Genomic DNA, 18385 nt, shown 5'->3' with positions numbered 1-18385 from the left:
TCGATTACCAACCTGGATTCTGAGGACCTAAGTTCGGGTTACGGTCGATCTGCCCTTGTGGGATAGGAAGCAGATAGCGGCGGTCTTCACGGAATTCGCGGATGTCGTTATCACCATGTGTAACTTTACCAATATAGAAAGACTTGCGGTCGTTCGTGATTTCGATATAAGTCGGTATTTCCGTAAATCCGGCAATCTTACCACCCGGAGCTACCCCATTGTTGGCATAACCGCCGTGTTTACCCCAACGCAGCAAGGTCCAATAATAATCATTCTCCATCGGCAGTTCGCAACGGCGTTCCTGCTTATAGAACTTCCAAGCCTCTTCCAGGCTGTTTACCTGTTTAGCAGGCAGTTTGCCATGAACAGTACGAGTCTGGTTACAAATATCCACAGCTTCCGAATAGTTGCCTTCTCCCATGCCAGCCAGCCAAAGGATCGCTTCCGCCTTGTTCAACAAGACACGACCGTAGCGGGTCACCACGAAATGATAGTTGGTCGGGGTTGCATTAGTCAAACGAGGTTCTACATGATAAACACCCTTACGCCAAAAATAATTAGTCAATCCGATATGAGGACCTAACCCTCCATTGACTTTACGCCACAAGTTCCCTTTAACTGTCAATCTGATATCTTCGCTCCACCAAGTCGCACCATCATAAACAAACGTATCATAAAAACGTGCATCACGATTAGTATACATGATCTCACTAATGGATTTGTCACCTTTCACATTTCCATAGTATAATACTTCCGCTTTTTCTTGATCAATTGCCCAATCCGGAGCTGAACCCTCAACCACAGTAACATTGTTTTTAAACTGGGATGATTCATTCCAAGCAACACCATTGCCGGTGGCTTCATCAATCACCTCATAGGCATCAACCAAATTCTGTGTCGGGGCCCACCATAACCAACCGATAAAAGGCTGCCCACCGTTTGTCTTAAACAATGGCCCGCAACCATTCTTTTGCAATCCATCATTACTCGTATTTGGTATTACGTTCTGCATCGGGACAATGGCCTCACAATTCGTATTGGCTTTATCGCGATAGATTGCAAAGATAATCTCATTTGAATAACGATCTGTTTCATTAAATACATTCCCATAAGCAGAAGCTAAAGAACATCCCTCTACGGCATTCGCTGCATCGATAGAAGCCTTCAACCATTCTTTTTTCTTATTAGCATCCGTTTCGTAAGCAGCTGCCTGCAAAGCGATTTCCGATTTGAACGCATAAGCCATATTACGAGACAATTCACCTGATTTTACACTTGCCGGAAGATCAGGGATGGCAGCATCCAAGTCGTTCAGGATATAGGTATAACTTTCAGTCGTAGTCTTTGTGGTAGGCATCATCAAACCGTTGCTGGCGGTATCGGCCGGGGCCAACACACGGTCTACCCATACGAAACGTCCCATGGTACGGGCCTGTTGATAGTAAGTCAGGGCACGTAACAATTTACCTTTTGCAACCAACTCTTTTCCTTCAGCCTCCGAAAGTCCCTTGCCTGTATATTCCGTTACTTTTTCAATGATCAGGTTACAATTGCGGATCGTACCAAAATTCCCGAATCCGCCATCACCACTATACCGATCCATCGTTTCGCGAACGAATCCTATGCCGCCATTGGAATGGACTGCATTGGAAGTTCGTTCTTCCCAAGTAGTCTGATTCCCGTTCACATAACCATACATCACACTACTCATCGTTCCTGTAACAAATGCATCAGCCGTTGATTTAGATCCCCAAACAGTTGCTTCATCATAACTTTCAAACGGCTCGGTATCTAATACATTACAAGACATCATCCCGAATAAAAATATCAGGAAAGCCAATGATACTATATTTGTTAATTTCATAAGTATTATTTTTTATTAAAATCCTAGATTCAAACTAATAGAATACACACGCTGCATCGGATAATCATAATTATTCGTACTACCATTTTCCGGGTCAAAACCATATTTCGTTGCAGGAGAAATAGTAAACAAGTTCTGTCCGCTTAACATGACTTGGCATTTATAAAGCCACTTCACGTTTTTCAGCAATACAGTACGGAAATCATAACCTACTTGCAACGATTTCAAACGAATATAACGGCCATTCACTAACCAAAAGTCAGACTGCACATAGTTGTTATTTCCATTCACATTCGAATTCATGGCGATTCTTGGATATAAGGCATCCCGGTTATCCGGCATCCAGTAATCCAACTGATAAGGATAAACGACCGAGTAACCGCCGGTTGATTGTCCACGCACTACATCTTCAATATACATATCACGCGATGTAGCTCCCTGAAACAAAATATTGGCAGAAAAACCTTTGTAAGAAAGATTGGCATATATACCATAATTACCACGAGGGAAGCTGTTTTTACCAATACGCCACTGGTCGGCACCATCAATAAATCCATCCCCATTCATATCCTTGTAAATAATATCTCCGGCAACCAAATTACTGGAACCATCACGACGAGGTAAGTTCAACGCCTGGTCCGAATTTTGATAGAACCCTAAGTTGGTATATCCGACACCCCAATATCCCGTCTGCTGTGTTGTTCTTTTGTACGGATTCTTTTGATCAGCCAAATCTTCTTCCCATGCGGTAGCCACCAATTGGTCGAAATAGGTAAAGTTGGCACCTACTTCATAGTTGAAATCTCCGAAATGGTCTTTCCAAGAGAGGTTGAACTCATAACCGGCACGACGGTGTTCACCATCCGATTTCACTTTCGGAAGCGACAAGCCTAACGGATCGGTGTATCCCACATTGGAAGGAGAAGTCAAATAACCGGTTGTCTTCATGTAGAAATAGTCGAAACTACCCGCCAAACGTTCTCCCAATGTATTAAAATCAAAACCTAAATCCAATGAGTTTGATGTATACCAAGTTATATCGTCACTAATCAATCCTCCTTCACTAAATGTCGGAACTATTTTACCATCCAACACGTATCCTCGTTCATTCAACCCATAAGAGGTCAAATAACTGAACCGACTAATATTGTCCATACCGACTTGGCCATAACTTGCACGAAGTTTAAAGAAATTCAATATATTACGTTCTTTCAAAGGTTGGAAGAAACTTTCTTCTGATACAGCCCATGCAGCTGAACCTGCAAAGAAATTACCCCAACGGCGATCTTTCGGGAATAAATCGCTACCATCATGACGTAATGAACCTTCTATATAATATTTCTTTTTATAATTATAAGAAGCCCTGGCAACCAAACCGGCACGTCCGGATTCTTCCTCACTACCTCCATTTTCCATTGAATCAGAAGGTCCGGCTCCCATTTGGTCGATCATGAAAATATAATTTTTACGTGTAGCATCAAAACCTCTATAAAAACTATAGCTCTGTTCGTATCCCAGCGTAGCAGAAACATTATGTGTCTCATCCAAAAAAGAACGGTTGTAATCAGCAAAATACTGCGTAGTCCACATGCGTGCATAATTTGACGAATAATTCAAACTAACCGGGAACTCCGGTCCCTTATTCCCTTCCAAATCATATTGGGGCGCAGTCTTATTCCATGTTTTACCATCATACATGCCATAACGGTAATTACCACCTACTTTCAATTTCAAGCCTTCAACACCATAGACATTCCATTCCGCATTGAAAAGCCCGGTGATCATCTTATTGTCAAATTTCATATAACCTGATTCAGGCGAAACTTCAACGACAGGATTATCAGCGCCTACATAAGGTAGTCCATCCTGATTATAAGGTAATGACATCGGCCCGTTATTCTGTATATGCCCCAAGTCTGCCAATATCCCGAAGAATATTGAGAACGCGGTGAACGCATGGTGGAAATATAACCATCCAACCCAAAAGTCAGTTTCAATCCTAAATCTTTAAACTCAGACACATCGTTCATACGGACATTGTATCTTTTATACCATTCCGTATCGGCCTTATACATGGATCTCTGGTTATATGCCTGGAAAGAGATATAATACTTGTTAAAATCAGAGCCTCCGCGTACAGCCAAAGAATGCTTTGTTTCAGGAGTAAAATTACGAAGCATAACCTTTTGCCAGTCTGTATTCGGATAATTATACGGATCAGAGCCTGTACGATATTTCTCTACTTCCTCTTCTGTCCAACGAGGTTCCAAATCATACAAATCGCGTACAGTGTTATCAAATACGGCACATTCATAAGAATTCAACTTCTTTTCCAGATAAGTTGGTTCACTCCAGTTCTGGTTGAAACTATAATCGACGCGAAGCCCTTTCAAGCCGTTTTTCGTTTTTACGACCAATACGCCATTTCCGGCACGTGCACCATATACAGCGGCAGCAGCAGCATCTTTCAAAACAGACATCGACTCAATATCGTCAGAATTCAAATTCACGAAGTCGTTATAGTCTGAAACAAACCCGTCAATAACAACAATGGGTTGTCCACCACCACGGATAGAGACAGTTGACGTCTTATTCAGACCACCACCACTTGAGGTAACAATCAAACCGGCCGCACGACCAGCCAACGCATCCGTCACATTAGCAACCGGAACGTTCTTTATTTTATCCGTATTAACCGTAGAAACTGCGGACGTAAGATTTCTTTTGGAATTTTTACCATAACCGACAACGATAACTTCCTCCAGTGCCTTGGAATCTTCCTTCAAGGTAATATTAAGAGTCCGTTTTTTTCCTACTACCACCTCTTGTGAAGAATAACCGATAAATGAAATAACCAACACCGGATCCTTATATCCTTCCAAGTCCAAGGTGAACTTACCGTCCATGTCGGTCGTCGTACCAACACCTTCTTCATTTTTAACCAAGACATTGGCACCAATGACCGGTTCTCCGAAATCATCGATAATCCGTCCGGTAACCACCTTTTTAGAATCTTGTTGGATTCCAGTTTTTTTGAACAAGGCAATATGCCTGTCCATTATCTCATAACCCAATGACTTGTTTCGTAATAAGACATCCAGAATTTCTGATATCGTTTTATTTTCTAAATCAATTGAAACTTTTTCGTCCAGATTTATTTCATTCTGTTTATAAACGAAAGTAAACTCAGATTGGCTTTCGATCGCCTTGATCACCTCCAGAACTGTCCCGTTCATATCGAGGTTCAATTTTGTAACCTGCGAATACGAAGAAGCTGCCGTCGCTCCCCAAATACTCAGGAAAAAGAACAATATGGAAAATCTCATAACAACAAAGATTCGATTCTGTGTTTTTTGAGGAATATTAATCCCCGGCAAAGCCTTTTTATAGCTCTGTAACACTCTGATTAAATGTTTATTCATACATTTGCAAACTCTAAATGATTATTTACTAAGGCAGTTGGTAGCTGCCGTGTTAATTAAATGATCTATGCGTAAGCAGTGAATTGGGGATGTTGGTAGCATTCCCAATTTCTTTCTAAATTTTTAAGTACTATTCATGGCTTCTACATTTTAAGGTTATACAATATCTATTTAATAAAAACGTCCTTTCCTCTAATGGTATATGTATATCGCATTGAAATCTGAAGGACCGATAAAATCTCTTCCAACGACTCGTCATGCGTAAAGCGGGCCGTCAGACAAACTTCTTCCAACGACCTATCCTTCAGATGAACTTTCACATTAAAAGAGTGTTCCAGCACCTGGATTATTTGTCCGAATGTACTATTTTCAAATACATAGTCACCCGTAACCCATGAAGTATAAAAAGATGTTTGAACCGACTGAACTTCTATTTCTCCACTTTGCCTACTATATACAGCCTGTTCACCTGGAACCAATATCCGGTCGGGGACTAAACTTTTATTGCTATTTTTATATAAAGCGACCGAACCTTCCAACAGGGTCGTTTCAATAACATCGGACTGTTTTTGTGCCAATACATTAAATTCAGTACCTAACACCTGTACCGACATTCCATCCATATTTACATGAAACGGACGGTGTTGATCTTTGGTTACTTTAAAAAAGGCTTCACCAATCAACTCTACAGATCTGTTTTTATCATCAAATGATTCCGGATAACGTATCCACGAATCTCCATTCAACCATACTTCTGTACTATCCGACAGTAATACATGAACTTTCGACCCGGCCAATGCGGTCATCTCTAAATAAGACAAAGGTTTCGACCGAAAATTATCCCAGACAAAAAAAGAAGATACACACAATAAGGCTATACAAGCCGCAATAGAAGTATATTTCCATACCGGAGAAACACCTATTCTCTGTTTGGACATTTCAATACGGTTCCACAATTTATTATAAGCAATACCCGCATCAACCTCTAACGGTTTAAAGCGAATACGATTTACACAATCTGCATACTTTCCTTTATATCCTTCTTTCAAACTCATTGTTATCCGTTTTGCTTTTATAGATGACAAAGAGAGAGAAAAACCCTAATGCAGCACTACTCGTATTAATATTAATTAACTTCTATATATCATAGTTCATATAGAACTATGGTGTTTGTAGCTAGGCTATTTCCTTAAAATTCTCTTTTCTAAAGAGAAGCTTTAAATAAACAGGTTATATTGATGTATCTATACACCTTAATATAGTTTTATTATCATTACTATTTAGATATTATGTAAATAAATACTATTTTACAACGGAAAAGCATTAGTTCTATATGAACTATTAACTATTTATCAGAGATATCTCATAACATGAGGATGGATGCCCTATCGAATAAACAAGAAAACAAATTGGTTTTCAAGATCATGCAAGGAGACGAAAAGGCCTTTCGCCAACTTTTTGATATGTATTACCTCAAATTATACCATGTGGCCATCTACTATCTATCTTCCAAAGAATCAGCAGAAGAAGTTGTATCTGACGTTTTCTACACAATTTGGAATAGAAAAGAGACACTCCATAAAATAGAAAACATAGAAAGTTATCTCTACATCTCTACCAAAAACCAAGCGTTACATTATATAAGAAGAACTACAACTCCTGATAATTCGCCCTTAGACTTATATAATATAGAATTGATAGCAGACAACACCAATCCGGAATCGACCCTGCTGGATCAAGAATTACAGGAATTGATACAAAAAGCCATCGACTCCCTGCCAGGAAAATGTAGGGAAGTATTCAGATTATACCTTTCCGACAAACTCAAGCAAAAAGATATAGCCCTATTGCTAAACATATCAACCAAAACAGTGGAAGCCCATATTGCTACCGCTTACAAGAAAATACATGACTACCTGAAATTATATTAATCTTATGAAGTACTATATATTCATTCCTTTCTTTTTTCATTTACTATTCTTTTCTTGTTCCAGCCTTTCAGAAAAGAAGTTAGAAGAATGTATCGCTAATGCTGGAAACAATAAACCTGAAATCCTGACTGTTTTAAAACATTATAAAGACAGTACACTCAAACTAGAAGCTGCCAGATTTCTATTAGAAAATATGCCTGGTCACTATGCTATCGACTCAAACCTCATCAATCATCTGAAACCTTATTATATAAAACATAGAGTTATTTCCGAAAAGTACCACTGGGATGTATATAATCACCAATGGATCCACTCGATTGATAGCCTTCGAGACAGTTACTCGTCTGATTTTTTCCACGAATCTCAACATACGGTCCAAGCAGATATAGAGAACATTAAGGCAAACTGGTTAATAAAACAAATAGAACTTGCATTTGATGCTTGGCAAACAAATTCATACACCCAAAACATTTCTTTCAAGGAATTTTGCGAATACATTTTACCATACAGGACACAAGACGGATTAATATTAGACAATGCAAGAGAGGTGTTTTTCTATCGGCACCGTAACTTTTTTAATGATTCTTCAATTCACTTCCAAGAAAGAATAGATTCTTTATTGTCAAAATATCAAACAATCAATCATAGCAATTTTGCAGCCATTAACACTCCGATCTATTCTATTTCTACACTGGAACTCATAAAACGAGGTCTTTGCGAACATAAATGCTGGTTCAACGCAACTCTACTAACAACAATGGGTATACCGACCGTTATCGATTTTGTCCCAGCATGGGGAAACAGAAATAGTAGACATTCATGGAACGCAATCGTATTAAACGGAGAAACATACCCCTTCGAACCTTTTTGGGATGAAGATCCTTGGAAATACAAAAATCTTTATAATAATAAAACATTCGATTTAAAATGGGGTAAATTCCGACTCCCCAAAGTATACAGACATACTTATTCATATCACCTCGAAGGACCTGCTTTCGATAACGAAGTAAATCCGTCCGACATACCTTCTATTTTTAAAAATCCCAATATAATAGATGTTTCTTCATCTTACTTTGAAACAGTTGATATTAATATAAAACTACCACACAAAACTTCCGAGAAGGTACGATATTGTTATCTCTGTGTATATGGAAATGGGAACTGGCAACCTATACAATGGGGAAAGATCCAAAATAAAAAGGCTTCTTTCAAAAGTATAGGAAAAGATATTGTTTATCTGCCGGCTTATTTCATTAACGGTAAAATTATTGCAGCATCCAATCCCTTTTATCTTGATGGAAAAGGAGAAATGACAACCCTAAAAACAGAAAAAGAAACAATAAATTTAACATTAGCAACTACGAATAGCATAGTTGACGTTGCAACTAGGGAAAAGAATATAAATTACTTATCAGGCACTTACTTATTAGGAAAAATAGAAAATCGACCCAATCAATATGATACACTTTTCCATTTTTCAGATACTATAGATAATTGGCAGAACAATATACATCTGAATATTCTCCAAAAATATCGTTACATCCACCTATTATCCGACCAAGATACACTTGCATTAAACGAAATCATATTCTATGAAAAAAATAAAGATTCTATTCAACCGATAAACAATATTCATGTTTCAGGCAGTTTCCACCCCATTGACTCAACAAATCCTATCAACTACCTAATTGATAATTTATCAACAACAGGCTCCTGTGGAAAATTAACAAAAAACAAAACCATATGTTTTGATCTAGGAAAACCCTGTCTACTTTCAAGTATCCAATATTACCCTTACGTTCCAAGTACTCTAAAAAAAGATGCCAAATACGAACTATTCTATTGGAATAATGGATGGAAATCTGGAGGAGTACAAAAGTGTAACGGTCAATATATCACATTCAAAAATATTCCTCAAGGAACTTTATATAGGTTAAAAGAAGAATCTAGTAAAAACGAAAGAATATTTACATGGGAAAATGGGTTAATTTACTGGATGTAATATACAAGTACTCAACAAAAGGTATGTACCTATTATTGAGTACTTGCTAAAAATCATTCTACAGCTTTTACAATTCCTTTTATCTTAAAGCACACAGGATCTTCTTGTTCTTCAAAATAAAGAAAAATGTAATGTTCTATATATCCTATCTCTTGTGGTAAATAAGACAATGATAAAGTACCTAATTCACCAGATGATACAATATGATTAAAATCCTTTTCAGTCAAACAACCACAAAAAGTATCAACTGATTTCAATTTTATATTTTCTTTTCCTTCATTTTTATATAACACTGTAAAATCATAGCGTTCCAACAATTTCAAACTATCTAGAATCACCACCGAATCAATAGATACACAAAAATCTGACGATTTTTGTATATTTGTACAATTAAACATAGACAAAAACGCCAATATCAATAACATAAATCTCATGACACAAATCATCACCTAGGATAATAAAAAGCGACAATCGGGTTATCTTCAATTTCTACTTCCTGCAATATTTTCTCCAAGCGAGAATCCTTTTTGAATACAGAAAGATTAGGACACAAAATCGCCCCCTCTCTAGCTTCAATTAATTGATAAGGATAAATAAGACCTATAAAAGCCTCTTTCGAACTTGTCTTAATTTCAACAGGATGATAAAAAGGAGAAAAATCCAAACGATCCTTAAACACTTCTTTAGTCAATCTATTAAAGTAAATACTTATATCCGGATTAATCAAAAGAAGATAATCATCTGTTGCATAAATAGAGCTTATCCCTAACGTATATCCATTCTTTCTCAAATATTGCCTAAAAGAAAATTCGTCATCTACATTTGATGTTGAAACCAAATCTGGTATCATTGCTTTTTTATTGCTATCTAACACATACTCTGAAAAAATTTTCCCATCCCTGAAAGCATATACAACATCCGAATAATCCGCAAAGTCTGTAATAAAAAGCCCTCCTAGTGTTATCTTATTGTTCCCATCTGACATGTTTTCTTTTTTATTATGAAAAACAAATGGTTTTAAAGATCTTTCAAAAGAATAATCACATTCATTTAATAACACGGACGACTCTTTTACTAAGAATGAATTTGCATAAGTCACCATCAAATATTTATCATCCAACATAGATATATGGGTAACCATTTCTATACAAACATTTTCAGGAACAGGAATCATATCCATTAATCGTCCATCATAATGATAACGGAAAAATTTCTTTCCCCCATAATCTAAAAGAGCCACATACTTCTTTTCTTTATTCAAATAAAAAGACACCGGCATTCTCATTTCTTTTGGTCCGGAACCTATTTGACCATAATTAGCAAGAAAAGTTCCATCTAAAGAAAAAGAAGAGACTTTATTATTATTATCCATAACAAAGATCATGCTATCATCTATTTCTATTTTTTTTTACCATACCTAATAGAGATTCCGATGTCGTTTCCAACTGAACAAAACAACAACTATCCAAAGATTCCCCTTCGAACAATGGATGCTTTTTATGATCTGAATCAGTTTGTGGATCTATCAAAAAAAAATGATCGCTCACCAATTCATTGTCAAAATTTCTATCCACGTTACATGAGAACAAAAAAGCCATAAACAACAATAAAATCTTTTTCATATACGTTCAGCGGGCTTATCTAAATGAGTTTTTGCACAAACATTTCCTTTACTAGGATTGCAAACAGGAATTTTTACATTATAATAAGAACCCAACGTCACTTGGATACTTCCAACTGGAATTTTTCTTCCTGCATATTCAAAACAAATGCCTACAGACAGATCTGATTGAGCTTGTAGATTATGTATTTCCCAAGCTTCTATTACATTATGTCCATACTCACTTAATGGATACTGACTACCATCAATATCACCTGATGCCAAACTCTCTATATTCAACAAAGTCAACATTTGAACATTCAAAGAATTATCAACATTTCTTTTTAAAAAGTTAAATACCATAACAGACAATAATGTCAATACTAAAAAAAATTTCGCATAATGTTTCATAAACTATATTTTAAATTTAACAAGTAGCAATACTTCATCTCTCCTACATGACCCAATCAATAAAAAACTTTTATAAATAATAACGACAAATTAAAAATAAAACCTTACCTCACATCTGTCATTATTAACATTATTTACAACAGCCATCATTTAACATGACTTATAACAAGAACCGGATTTGAATCCGACGTTATATCCGGGAACTGTTTTTGGAGCACTGCAAAAGAGAGGATAAAACCCGGATAAAGGACACCAATAAAAGAATTATTCCCGCAAAACTGAGACTTCATATACATATCAATATCATCGACAATTTCGCTATCTTCTGTTACCAACCAATGTTTCCCTGTATTCTTATCATAAAATACCAACATATTTTTCTTCATGTCTGTTACCGTCAACGACATCAAGGATTCCGTTTCCACATAATCATTTTTCGTATAAACAAGTCCTTTATGTTTATCAAAATCCAACACAGGTTCAGACCGGAGATCTTCAGGTATGACCCGATCCGTCTTTATCTTATATTTCACCGACATGGAATTTGCCGTGATATGATAAATACGGTCAAAATCCTCTGTACCCATCAAACCGACCGTGGCATCATCAATCCGGCGAAAATACTTCGGATAAAGCCCTCCATAAAGAAATTTATCGTCTATGGTTACCAACTGTTCCTTGAATCTCCCTTCCTTATCGGCCCGCCATAATCCCCGGCGATTACCCTTCATAAAATCGGATGTATAAAACAGATATTCGCCATTATCCAACACCGCAAAATCTCGTATAATATCATCAACCTGGATACTCCTTAAATAAGTACCCTCCTTGGAATAGACCTGTATACGTTTCGATGAATTATCGTAAAGGCTTATTTCTTCATTTGATGGATTGACATCAAATCCTTGAAGCGTTATATATTCGGTTGGTCCGGGTCCCTTTTGAGAGATACTATTAAGTATATGGCCGGTTTCATCCATTACATAAAGCATGTTTTGTTGGCTATCCAATATATAATAGCGATGATTATGATATCTGATATCCCCTATCATGCCGATCAACACATCATCCGAACGGATGGGTAAATAAGTAACCGAATCAAACACTTCCGACAGAATAAATGGAGTGTTTTTACCTCCTCCCTCAAAACCAGCCTCTAAGATAATTGTGCCAGCATCTTCCTTTACATCTTTCGTACCACTACAAGCAGTAAATAAAGATAAGACAAATAATAATATTGTTGATTTTCCCATAACAACCCAATTTATTCATCATGTGAATTTCTCACCACTCTCCTTGCACATTCAGAATTCTCTAACAGGAAATTACAGGCATCCATATCCGTTCCATTTACACAACAGATCATTGATTTCCAATTTCCTGACACAAACACTGATGGCTTTTCAGAAACAGCCAATCCACCAGATACATCTGAATTATACCAGACTGTAGCCGACTTAAAGTTTTTGTAAAAAACTCTTTCCTAGTTCACCACTTGCAAGAGCTTCCAAATTTTGCTTCATCAAAGAAGAAGAGTTAACTATTCCTGACTGTTGAGAAAACTGATAACCATTTAATATAGCTACACCAACTAATGTCACTAAGGACATAACAACTTTCAATTTCGCATTCATAATATATTGATTTTTTTAATTAATACTTATTTATAAAGAGGACTTATTCATACAAAACCCTTACTTAGGTTATTTTAATTAACATTGTTTAAGGCACACCTACATAAGATATGAAAACTATCTTGACATCTTTCTCCCGATTTCTTTTTTTTCTAAAAATCCCCTATATTTACCCAAACATCTTTTTAACCCTCCGGCAGCGCTGTTACAAGCTGTTCCGAGATATATGTCAGTATCATCCCATCGAACATAAAGATCAACACAAACGATCGGGACAGATTTAGTTAGAGCCTCTATATTTTCTTGTTGCAACTTATTCTCCTCATCAATAAACTGACTGTCACAGCTCAATACAGCTAAAAAGAGAATGAAATATATTACATACCTAATTCTTTTCATAAGCAAATTTTTTAAGGTTAGAAAAATCAACCAGGACGAACATCCCTGTCCATCCTGGTCTTAAAATAATGTGTCTTGTTTAGGCTCTCTCTGGTTTTTGGCTTTTAGGTTAAAAAACCGACTTATTGATACTAATAATGTGTATAATAAAAAAGTAAAATCTTATTTGACATCGGTACGCTTGTCCCACCACATCTGTTTGCCCCAAACATAATCCTGGATACCTGTAGCGGCAGCAGTCACGTTAGCTTCGTTGTACAGATACTGGTTCTGCGGATACGGGAAGCGGAAAGGAACATCATTGTGGATTCCCTTATAAGCAGAACGTGCACCCGGATACTGAGGCGTAACGCCATCTGCAGCAACAGCCGTATGGATATAGGTCGGATAACCTGTACGGCGGTATAGCGACCAAGCTTCGATATTCTGCTTGAACAAAGCCACCCACCATTCAAAATACAGACGTTCGTACGAACCGTCCCATTTTCCTTTTCCTGCCAGATAAGCATCGGCAGCAGCTGTATCGATATCATTATCTTCCATAGAAAGACGAACGGCCTTTTCATACGCATCGGCAGCAGTCATCGGCACCTTCCAGCCCTTCAACGCAGCTTCCGCCATGATGAAATAATTTTCGCAGGCACGGTAGAACGGAGAGAAACCGGCCGGATCTTCACGGAACTTCGCTCCCATGCGGGATATATCGTCCAACGATTTCGGGGCATCCTTCGCACCATTCTCGAAACCGCGGTATTCGCCATCCGCTTTCGCTGGCTTGGCAAATGTGGCAATACGCGGATCGTCCATCTTTTTCAGGTGGTCGATAAAGATTGACGACATACCATCGTCGTCACGCGTACGGAAGTTATTGTAATAACGTTCGAAATAACTGCCCGAACCCTGCCACCAGAAATAAGCATTATCCGCACATTCCGTAATATAAGGATAAGCCGTCGGATTACCGAAAATCTCTTCGACAACAGCCTGTGCCTCCGGATATACACCCGAAATGCGCATCGCTATACGCAAACGCAACGAGTTACAGAACTTTTGCCACTTTTCAGCATCCTTTTTATACAGGAAGTCGCCATCCCCCAGATCGTCGGTGCCTACTCCGGAAGCCCAGCTGTCGGCAGCCGTTTTCAGGTTCGCCAATATCTTCGGATAGATTTCCGATTGTGCATCATAAGGAGTCTTCAGCACGCTTCCTGCCTCCGGAGCCCCTTTGAACGCTTCCGAATAAGGAATATCGCCAAAACAATCGGTACACATCACCATCAGGTAATTCTGCAACGTGATACAAACATTACGCATATTCTTATTCGCTTCCTGTGCATCTTCCGTACGGTCGAGGATATCCTGCAACTGCACATGGCCGTAGTATGATTGGTACCAGCGGTTGCCATATGTATTGTTGGAAGGTATATACCCGCTGTAATCGTTCAAATACTGTATTTCGGAAACGTAACCTGCCCACTGGGCAATATCCAGGTCGCCCCCATACTGATCGGCAGTCCTCCGAATGATATTTCCCAGCATATTCGTAAACGGTACCTGGGTATAAGCATCCGGGTCGGTATTTATTTCATCAAACGAACTTGTACATCCTGTGGCAATCATCGCAAACGAGAGTGCCCATATTTTATATTTATTCTTCATAACCCTGTTTATTATTCAGTTAAAATGTCAGACCTAATTTAAAACCTATACTGCGTGAATTCGGAGTAGAAGCCTGTTCGAAACCTACACCACGGCTATCGCTGGACACACCACCCGTTTCCGGATCAAGACGCAACTTGTTGGAAGAATGTACCCAAAGCAACGCCAGGTTTGTACCGATCAGGGAAACCGTTGCACGGTTGAAATATTTGGTTTTCTTCAGGAACGATTTAGGCACGTCGTAAGAAATATATGCTTCGCGCAATTTCAGGAAAGAGCCGTCGAACACATAAGTTTCAGCGTTACCGTTAGAGTTGAACCAGGTATATGCATCGGTTTCAAAATTGTTTTCCACAAACTTACCGCTGGCATCGGGAATCACGAAACGTTCTTCGGTCATTACATCCTTACCGGCCACGATAGCACGTTCGCGGATACCGTTTTCAGCTGTTACATTGGCCACACCAGCTGAATAAGAGTGGCTCATAGTCTGCGACCAGATATCGCCACCGATACGCAAATCAAGCAGGAAGCCGAATCCGAAATTCTTATAAGTGAAGTCATGGCGCCATCCCATCAGGAAGTCGGGCGTTACATTACCGATAATTTTCGAAGCTTCTTTCTGCGGAGTACCGTTTGTATACAGTTTGATTGCACCAATCTGGTCGGCTGTAGCCTTGCCGGCCGCAACATCTTCCTCGCTTACGCGGGCATATCCTTCACCTACCAGGGCACCCCATTTTTCACCGACACGTGCCTGGGTATCGATACCCCATGTCCAACCCATGCCATACGATTCGAGCAAAGGCTTGCCTGTTTCCGGATCATTATAAAGTTCCACTACCTTACTTCTGTCTTTCGCAAAATTTAGTGTAGTCGACCAGTTGAAACCGTCACCCTTACTGCGGAAAATGTCTCCTCTTACTTGAAGCTCGACACCTTTGTTGTCGATTCGTCCGGCATTCACCAACATGGCAGCAAATCCGACTACGTTGGAGGTTGAAACCGACAGAATCTGGTCTTTTGTCTGTTTCTGATAGTAAGCCAGGTCGAAATGCAAACGGTCATCGAACAAGCCGACTTCGGTACCTACTTCCCAGGTCGTAATACTTTCCGGTTTCAGGCCGTAATTAGGATATGTGTAACTCTTATACATCTGTGCCACACCATTGTAAGAAGATGATTCGGCATAATAGTAATAACTATTACGATAAGCAGATGTAGCCGAACCAATCTGCGCAATACCACCGCGCAACTTCCAGAAAGTAAGGATATCATTCTGTAAGTTTTCAAACGAAGCGGTAGGAATCCAACTCAAACTAACCGAAGGATAGAAGAACGAATCGTGTATGGTAGAACTCCAGTCGTTACGTGCACTGGCATCCAGGTATAACTGGCTCTTCCATCCCAATGAAGCATTCGCATAAATAGAGTTCGAACGGATATGGCTATGATCCATTGTTGCAACGGCAGTACCTTTCGCATTGGCCATTGTATAAACACCGCGCACGGTTAATGCGTCTGCACCGATTTTACTAGTCTCCCAACTAAGATCGCGATAGTTGGCACCCAATACACCACTCAAGTTAAAATCGCCGAATGTCTTATTCACTGTTGCAATGAAGTCGGCATTCAATTCCGTATTTTTCGTTGCCTGCTGGTAGAAAGCGCCTTCGGGCCAGTCGCCACGGTCGAAATAATGACGTTCGAATGTCTGCATATTATAGTAATCCATACCGATACGTCCTTCAAACTTCAACCAGTCGAACGGTTGGTAGAACAAAGAAGACTTACCGAAAATACGGTCGCGCTGCAAACTGTTCGTATTTACATTGGCTGTAAAATAGGGATTCATGTGATAAGCATCGATCCAGTTATAATAAGTATAATCGCCATTGGCATCCCGTTGATTCCAGTTGTCTTTCAAGGTTTGCATATTGATCTGGCGACCAGTCCATGCCACCAACGAGTTGATCGGGTTGTTACTTCCGTATCCCTGTCCGATCAGGTTATCGCTCTTTGTACGGGTATAGCTGGCAGAAAGATTGAAAGAGATGTATTTGTTTAGTTTCATATCCGTATTTACCTGGCCGGAATATTTCTTCTGGTCGGTATTAGGTACGGTACCTTTTTGGTCGCGATAAGAAAGAGAGGCGCGTGTAGTTACATTTTCGCCTTTAGCCTGTACGGAAACCATATGGTTCATAGAAACTCCGGTCTGAAAGAAATCTTTCACGTTGTTAGGACGGGATACCCAGTCGGTATACTCCCCGTTACTATCGTACTGGCTGATTTTCAGCCCTGCATCCAAACGAGGTCCCCATGATTCGTCGTAACCGGTATTTACACCCTTGGAATAATCGAAACCATATTGAGTTGCATAATCCTGATAGCTCAGGTCAGCGTGCGAACCGTTTTTCCAATGGTATTCATCACCGTCGTGTCCCTGGCCGTATGAGTTTTGCAACTTGGGAAGGTTGGCAGCAAAGTCCATCGTCACATTCATATCATAAGAAACAGACACACCATTACCGTTTTTACCGGACTTGGTCGTGATCAGGATAACACCGTTACCTGCACGCATACCGTAGAGGGCGGCCGATCCACCTTTCAACACGGAGATCGACTCGATATCTTCCGGGTTGATATCATTCAGACCCGACCCGTAGTCTACTCCATTATAAGCATTATCACCCGTACGCTGCGTATCGTTGGCAATAGGGATACCGTCCACCACGATAAGCGGCTGCTGATCGGCAGCAAGCGAAGAGTTACCACGCACGGATATACGTGAAGAGGCTCCCACCGTACCACCAAATTGGTTGATCTGTACACCGGCCACTTTACCACTCAGCGAACTGGTCAGGCTGGCACTACCGGCTTTCGTCAATTCGTCCGCTTTCACTTCCTGGATGGCATAACCCAGTGATTTTTTTTCACGGTTAAGACCCATAGCCGTTACAACCACCTCTTCCAGGTTTTTCACATCCGATTGAAGGACAACCGTTACATGCGGTTTTACGGCCACTTCCTGCATAGTCATACCGACATAGGAAATCTGTAAAATTTTGTTTTTCTCAGGAACATCGAGGGAGAAATTACCATCCAGATCGGTAATAGTACCGATATTCGTCCCTTTTACCAAAATGGTTGCACCGATTATCGGTTCACCGTCATCGCCCGAGGTCACCGTTCCGGTCACCTTCACTGTCTGAGCCAATACCACGCTTATACTTATAAAGAAGAAAAACATGGTAATAATAAATCGTTTTTTCATACGACACACTTGTTTTAATTCTGATTAACTAGAATATTTATATATTTATTATTAACATAGTCTTATGAGAACTATGTCGATTCTAGTAAAAAGATCTTTTATTCATCTGATTTACATATATTTAATGGTAATATTTATATACAATGCAAATAAATAAAAGTCAAAAGAAAACTCGTATTTCATGTT

General features: G+C 39.2%; 14 protein-coding genes. 2 read left to right on the top strand and 12 right to left on the bottom strand.

Annotated elements, in window-relative coordinates; all coding sequences use genetic code 11:
• Window positions 1-4: 4 nt before the first annotated feature.
• The 4 genes from C825_RS12730 to C825_RS12715 form a co-directional block, all read right to left on the bottom strand.
• Entirely contained in the window at window positions 5-1864 is a 1860-nt protein-coding gene (locus C825_RS12730) for a RagB/SusD family nutrient uptake outer membrane protein (RefSeq protein WP_010802734.1), read from the bottom strand.
• Between the two features lie 15 nt (window positions 1865-1879).
• Window positions 1880-3751 carry a SusC/RagA family TonB-linked outer membrane protein gene (locus C825_RS12725; protein WP_250690586.1) on the bottom strand — a complete coding sequence of 624 codons (1872 nt, stop codon included), beginning with the start codon at window positions 3749-3751 and terminating at the stop codon, window positions 1880-1882.
• Window positions 3712-5190 carry a SusC/RagA family TonB-linked outer membrane protein gene (locus C825_RS12720; protein ID WP_250690585.1) on the bottom strand — a complete coding sequence of 493 codons (1479 nt, stop codon included), beginning with the start codon at window positions 5188-5190 and terminating at the stop codon, window positions 3712-3714. The genes C825_RS12725 and C825_RS12720 overlap by 40 nt, the downstream gene beginning before the upstream one ends.
• A 263-nt stretch (window positions 5191-5453) precedes the next feature.
• On the bottom strand, window positions 5454-6341 hold the full coding sequence (locus C825_RS12715) for a FecR family protein (protein ID WP_010802732.1): 888 nt from the start codon (window positions 6339-6341) through the stop codon (window positions 5454-5456).
• Window positions 6342-6662: 321 nt separating this feature from the next.
• Between C825_RS12715 and C825_RS12710 the strand changes: the two genes are divergently transcribed.
• On the top strand, window positions 6663-7217 hold the full coding sequence (locus C825_RS12710) for an RNA polymerase sigma-70 factor (RefSeq protein WP_010802731.1): 555 nt from the start codon (window positions 6663-6665) through the stop codon (window positions 7215-7217).
• Window positions 7218-7221: 4 nt separating this feature from the next.
• Window positions 7222-9219, top strand: a complete 1998-nt coding sequence (locus tag C825_RS12705; protein ID WP_010802730.1) for a hypothetical protein — start codon at window positions 7222-7224, stop codon at window positions 9217-9219.
• Between the two features lie 53 nt (window positions 9220-9272).
• On the opposite strand, the gene C825_RS12700 is transcribed toward C825_RS12705, so the two are convergent.
• The 8 genes from C825_RS12700 to C825_RS12665 form a co-directional block, all read right to left on the bottom strand.
• A complete protein-coding gene (locus C825_RS12700; RefSeq protein WP_157310092.1) occupies window positions 9273-9653 on the bottom strand; it encodes a DUF1573 domain-containing protein in 381 nt (126 codons plus the stop codon).
• Window positions 9654-9664: 11 nt separating this feature from the next.
• Window positions 9665-10615, bottom strand: a complete 951-nt coding sequence (locus C825_RS12695; RefSeq protein WP_255217683.1) for a DUF4934 domain-containing protein — start codon at window positions 10613-10615, stop codon at window positions 9665-9667.
• Between the two features lie 222 nt (window positions 10616-10837).
• Complete coding sequence (locus C825_RS12690; protein WP_010802726.1) at window positions 10838-11230, bottom strand: hypothetical protein; 393 nt, start codon at window positions 11228-11230, stop codon at window positions 10838-10840.
• Between the two features lie 146 nt (window positions 11231-11376).
• The gene (locus tag C825_RS12685) at window positions 11377-12483 is read right to left on the bottom strand and encodes a DUF4934 domain-containing protein (protein ID WP_010802725.1); all 1107 of its coding nucleotides are present in this window, start codon (window positions 12481-12483) and stop codon (window positions 11377-11379) included.
• A gap of 204 nt (window positions 12484-12687) precedes the next feature.
• Window positions 12688-12864 (bottom strand): NVEALA domain-containing protein, encoded by a 177-nt coding sequence (locus C825_RS12680; RefSeq protein WP_010802724.1) that lies wholly within the window; start codon window positions 12862-12864, stop codon window positions 12688-12690.
• Window positions 12865-12981: 117 nt separating this feature from the next.
• Window positions 12982-13263, bottom strand: a complete 282-nt coding sequence (locus C825_RS12675) for a hypothetical protein (RefSeq protein ID WP_010802723.1) — start codon at window positions 13261-13263, stop codon at window positions 12982-12984.
• 162 nt (window positions 13264-13425) lie between these two features.
• Complete coding sequence (locus C825_RS12670; protein ID WP_010802722.1) at window positions 13426-14922, bottom strand: SusD/RagB family nutrient-binding outer membrane lipoprotein; 1497 nt, start codon at window positions 14920-14922, stop codon at window positions 13426-13428.
• 19 nt (window positions 14923-14941) lie between these two features.
• Window positions 14942-18199, bottom strand: a complete 3258-nt coding sequence (locus C825_RS12665) for a SusC/RagA family TonB-linked outer membrane protein (RefSeq protein WP_010802721.1) — start codon at window positions 18197-18199, stop codon at window positions 14942-14944.
• Between the last annotated feature and the right edge of the window lie 186 nt (window positions 18200-18385).

The organism is Parabacteroides sp. ASF519 (genome assembly GCF_000364265.2).
GTDB classification, from domain to species: Bacteria; Bacteroidota; Bacteroidia; order Bacteroidales; family Tannerellaceae; genus Parabacteroides; species Parabacteroides goldsteinii.
The sequence above is the reverse complement of the archived record's forward strand: the minus strand, read 5'-3'. Positions and strand labels throughout refer to the sequence as shown.

What these genes read in the sequence shown, in the direction of transcription:
- C825_RS12725 (WP_250690586.1), bottom strand. Translation starts at nt 3,751, where the DNA reads ATGTCATTACCTTATAATCAGGATGGACTACCTTATGTAGGCGCTGAT.
- C825_RS12670 (WP_010802722.1), bottom strand. Translation starts at nt 14,922, where the DNA reads ATGAAGAATAAATATAAAATATGGGCACTCTCGTTTGCGATGATTGCC.
- C825_RS12730 (WP_010802734.1), bottom strand. Translation starts at nt 1,864, where the DNA reads ATGAAATTAACAAATATAGTATCATTGGCTTTCCTGATATTTTTATTC.
- C825_RS12680 (WP_010802724.1), bottom strand. Translation starts at nt 12,864, where the DNA reads ATGAATGCGAAATTGAAAGTTGTTATGTCCTTAGTGACATTAGTTGGT.
- C825_RS12685 (WP_010802725.1), bottom strand. Translation starts at nt 12,483, where the DNA reads ATGGGAAAATCAACAATATTATTATTTGTCTTATCTTTATTTACTGCT.
- C825_RS12715 (WP_010802732.1), bottom strand. Translation starts at nt 6,341, where the DNA reads ATGAGTTTGAAAGAAGGATATAAAGGAAAGTATGCAGATTGTGTAAAT.
- C825_RS12675 (WP_010802723.1), bottom strand. Translation starts at nt 13,263, where the DNA reads ATGAAAAGAATTAGGTATGTAATATATTTCATTCTCTTTTTAGCTGTA.
- C825_RS12705 (WP_010802730.1), top strand. Translation starts at nt 7,222, where the DNA reads ATGAAGTACTATATATTCATTCCTTTCTTTTTTCATTTACTATTCTTT.
- C825_RS12665 (WP_010802721.1), bottom strand. Translation starts at nt 18,199, where the DNA reads ATGAAAAAACGATTTATTATTACCATGTTTTTCTTCTTTATAAGTATA.
- C825_RS12700 (WP_157310092.1), bottom strand. Translation starts at nt 9,653, where the DNA reads ATGAGATTTATGTTATTGATATTGGCGTTTTTGTCTATGTTTAATTGT.
- C825_RS12720 (WP_250690585.1), bottom strand. Translation starts at nt 5,190, where the DNA reads ATGAGATTTTCCATATTGTTCTTTTTCCTGAGTATTTGGGGAGCGACG.
- C825_RS12690 (WP_010802726.1), bottom strand. Translation starts at nt 11,230, where the DNA reads ATGAAACATTATGCGAAATTTTTTTTAGTATTGACATTATTGTCTGTT.
- C825_RS12710 (WP_010802731.1), top strand. Translation starts at nt 6,663, where the DNA reads ATGGATGCCCTATCGAATAAACAAGAAAACAAATTGGTTTTCAAGATC.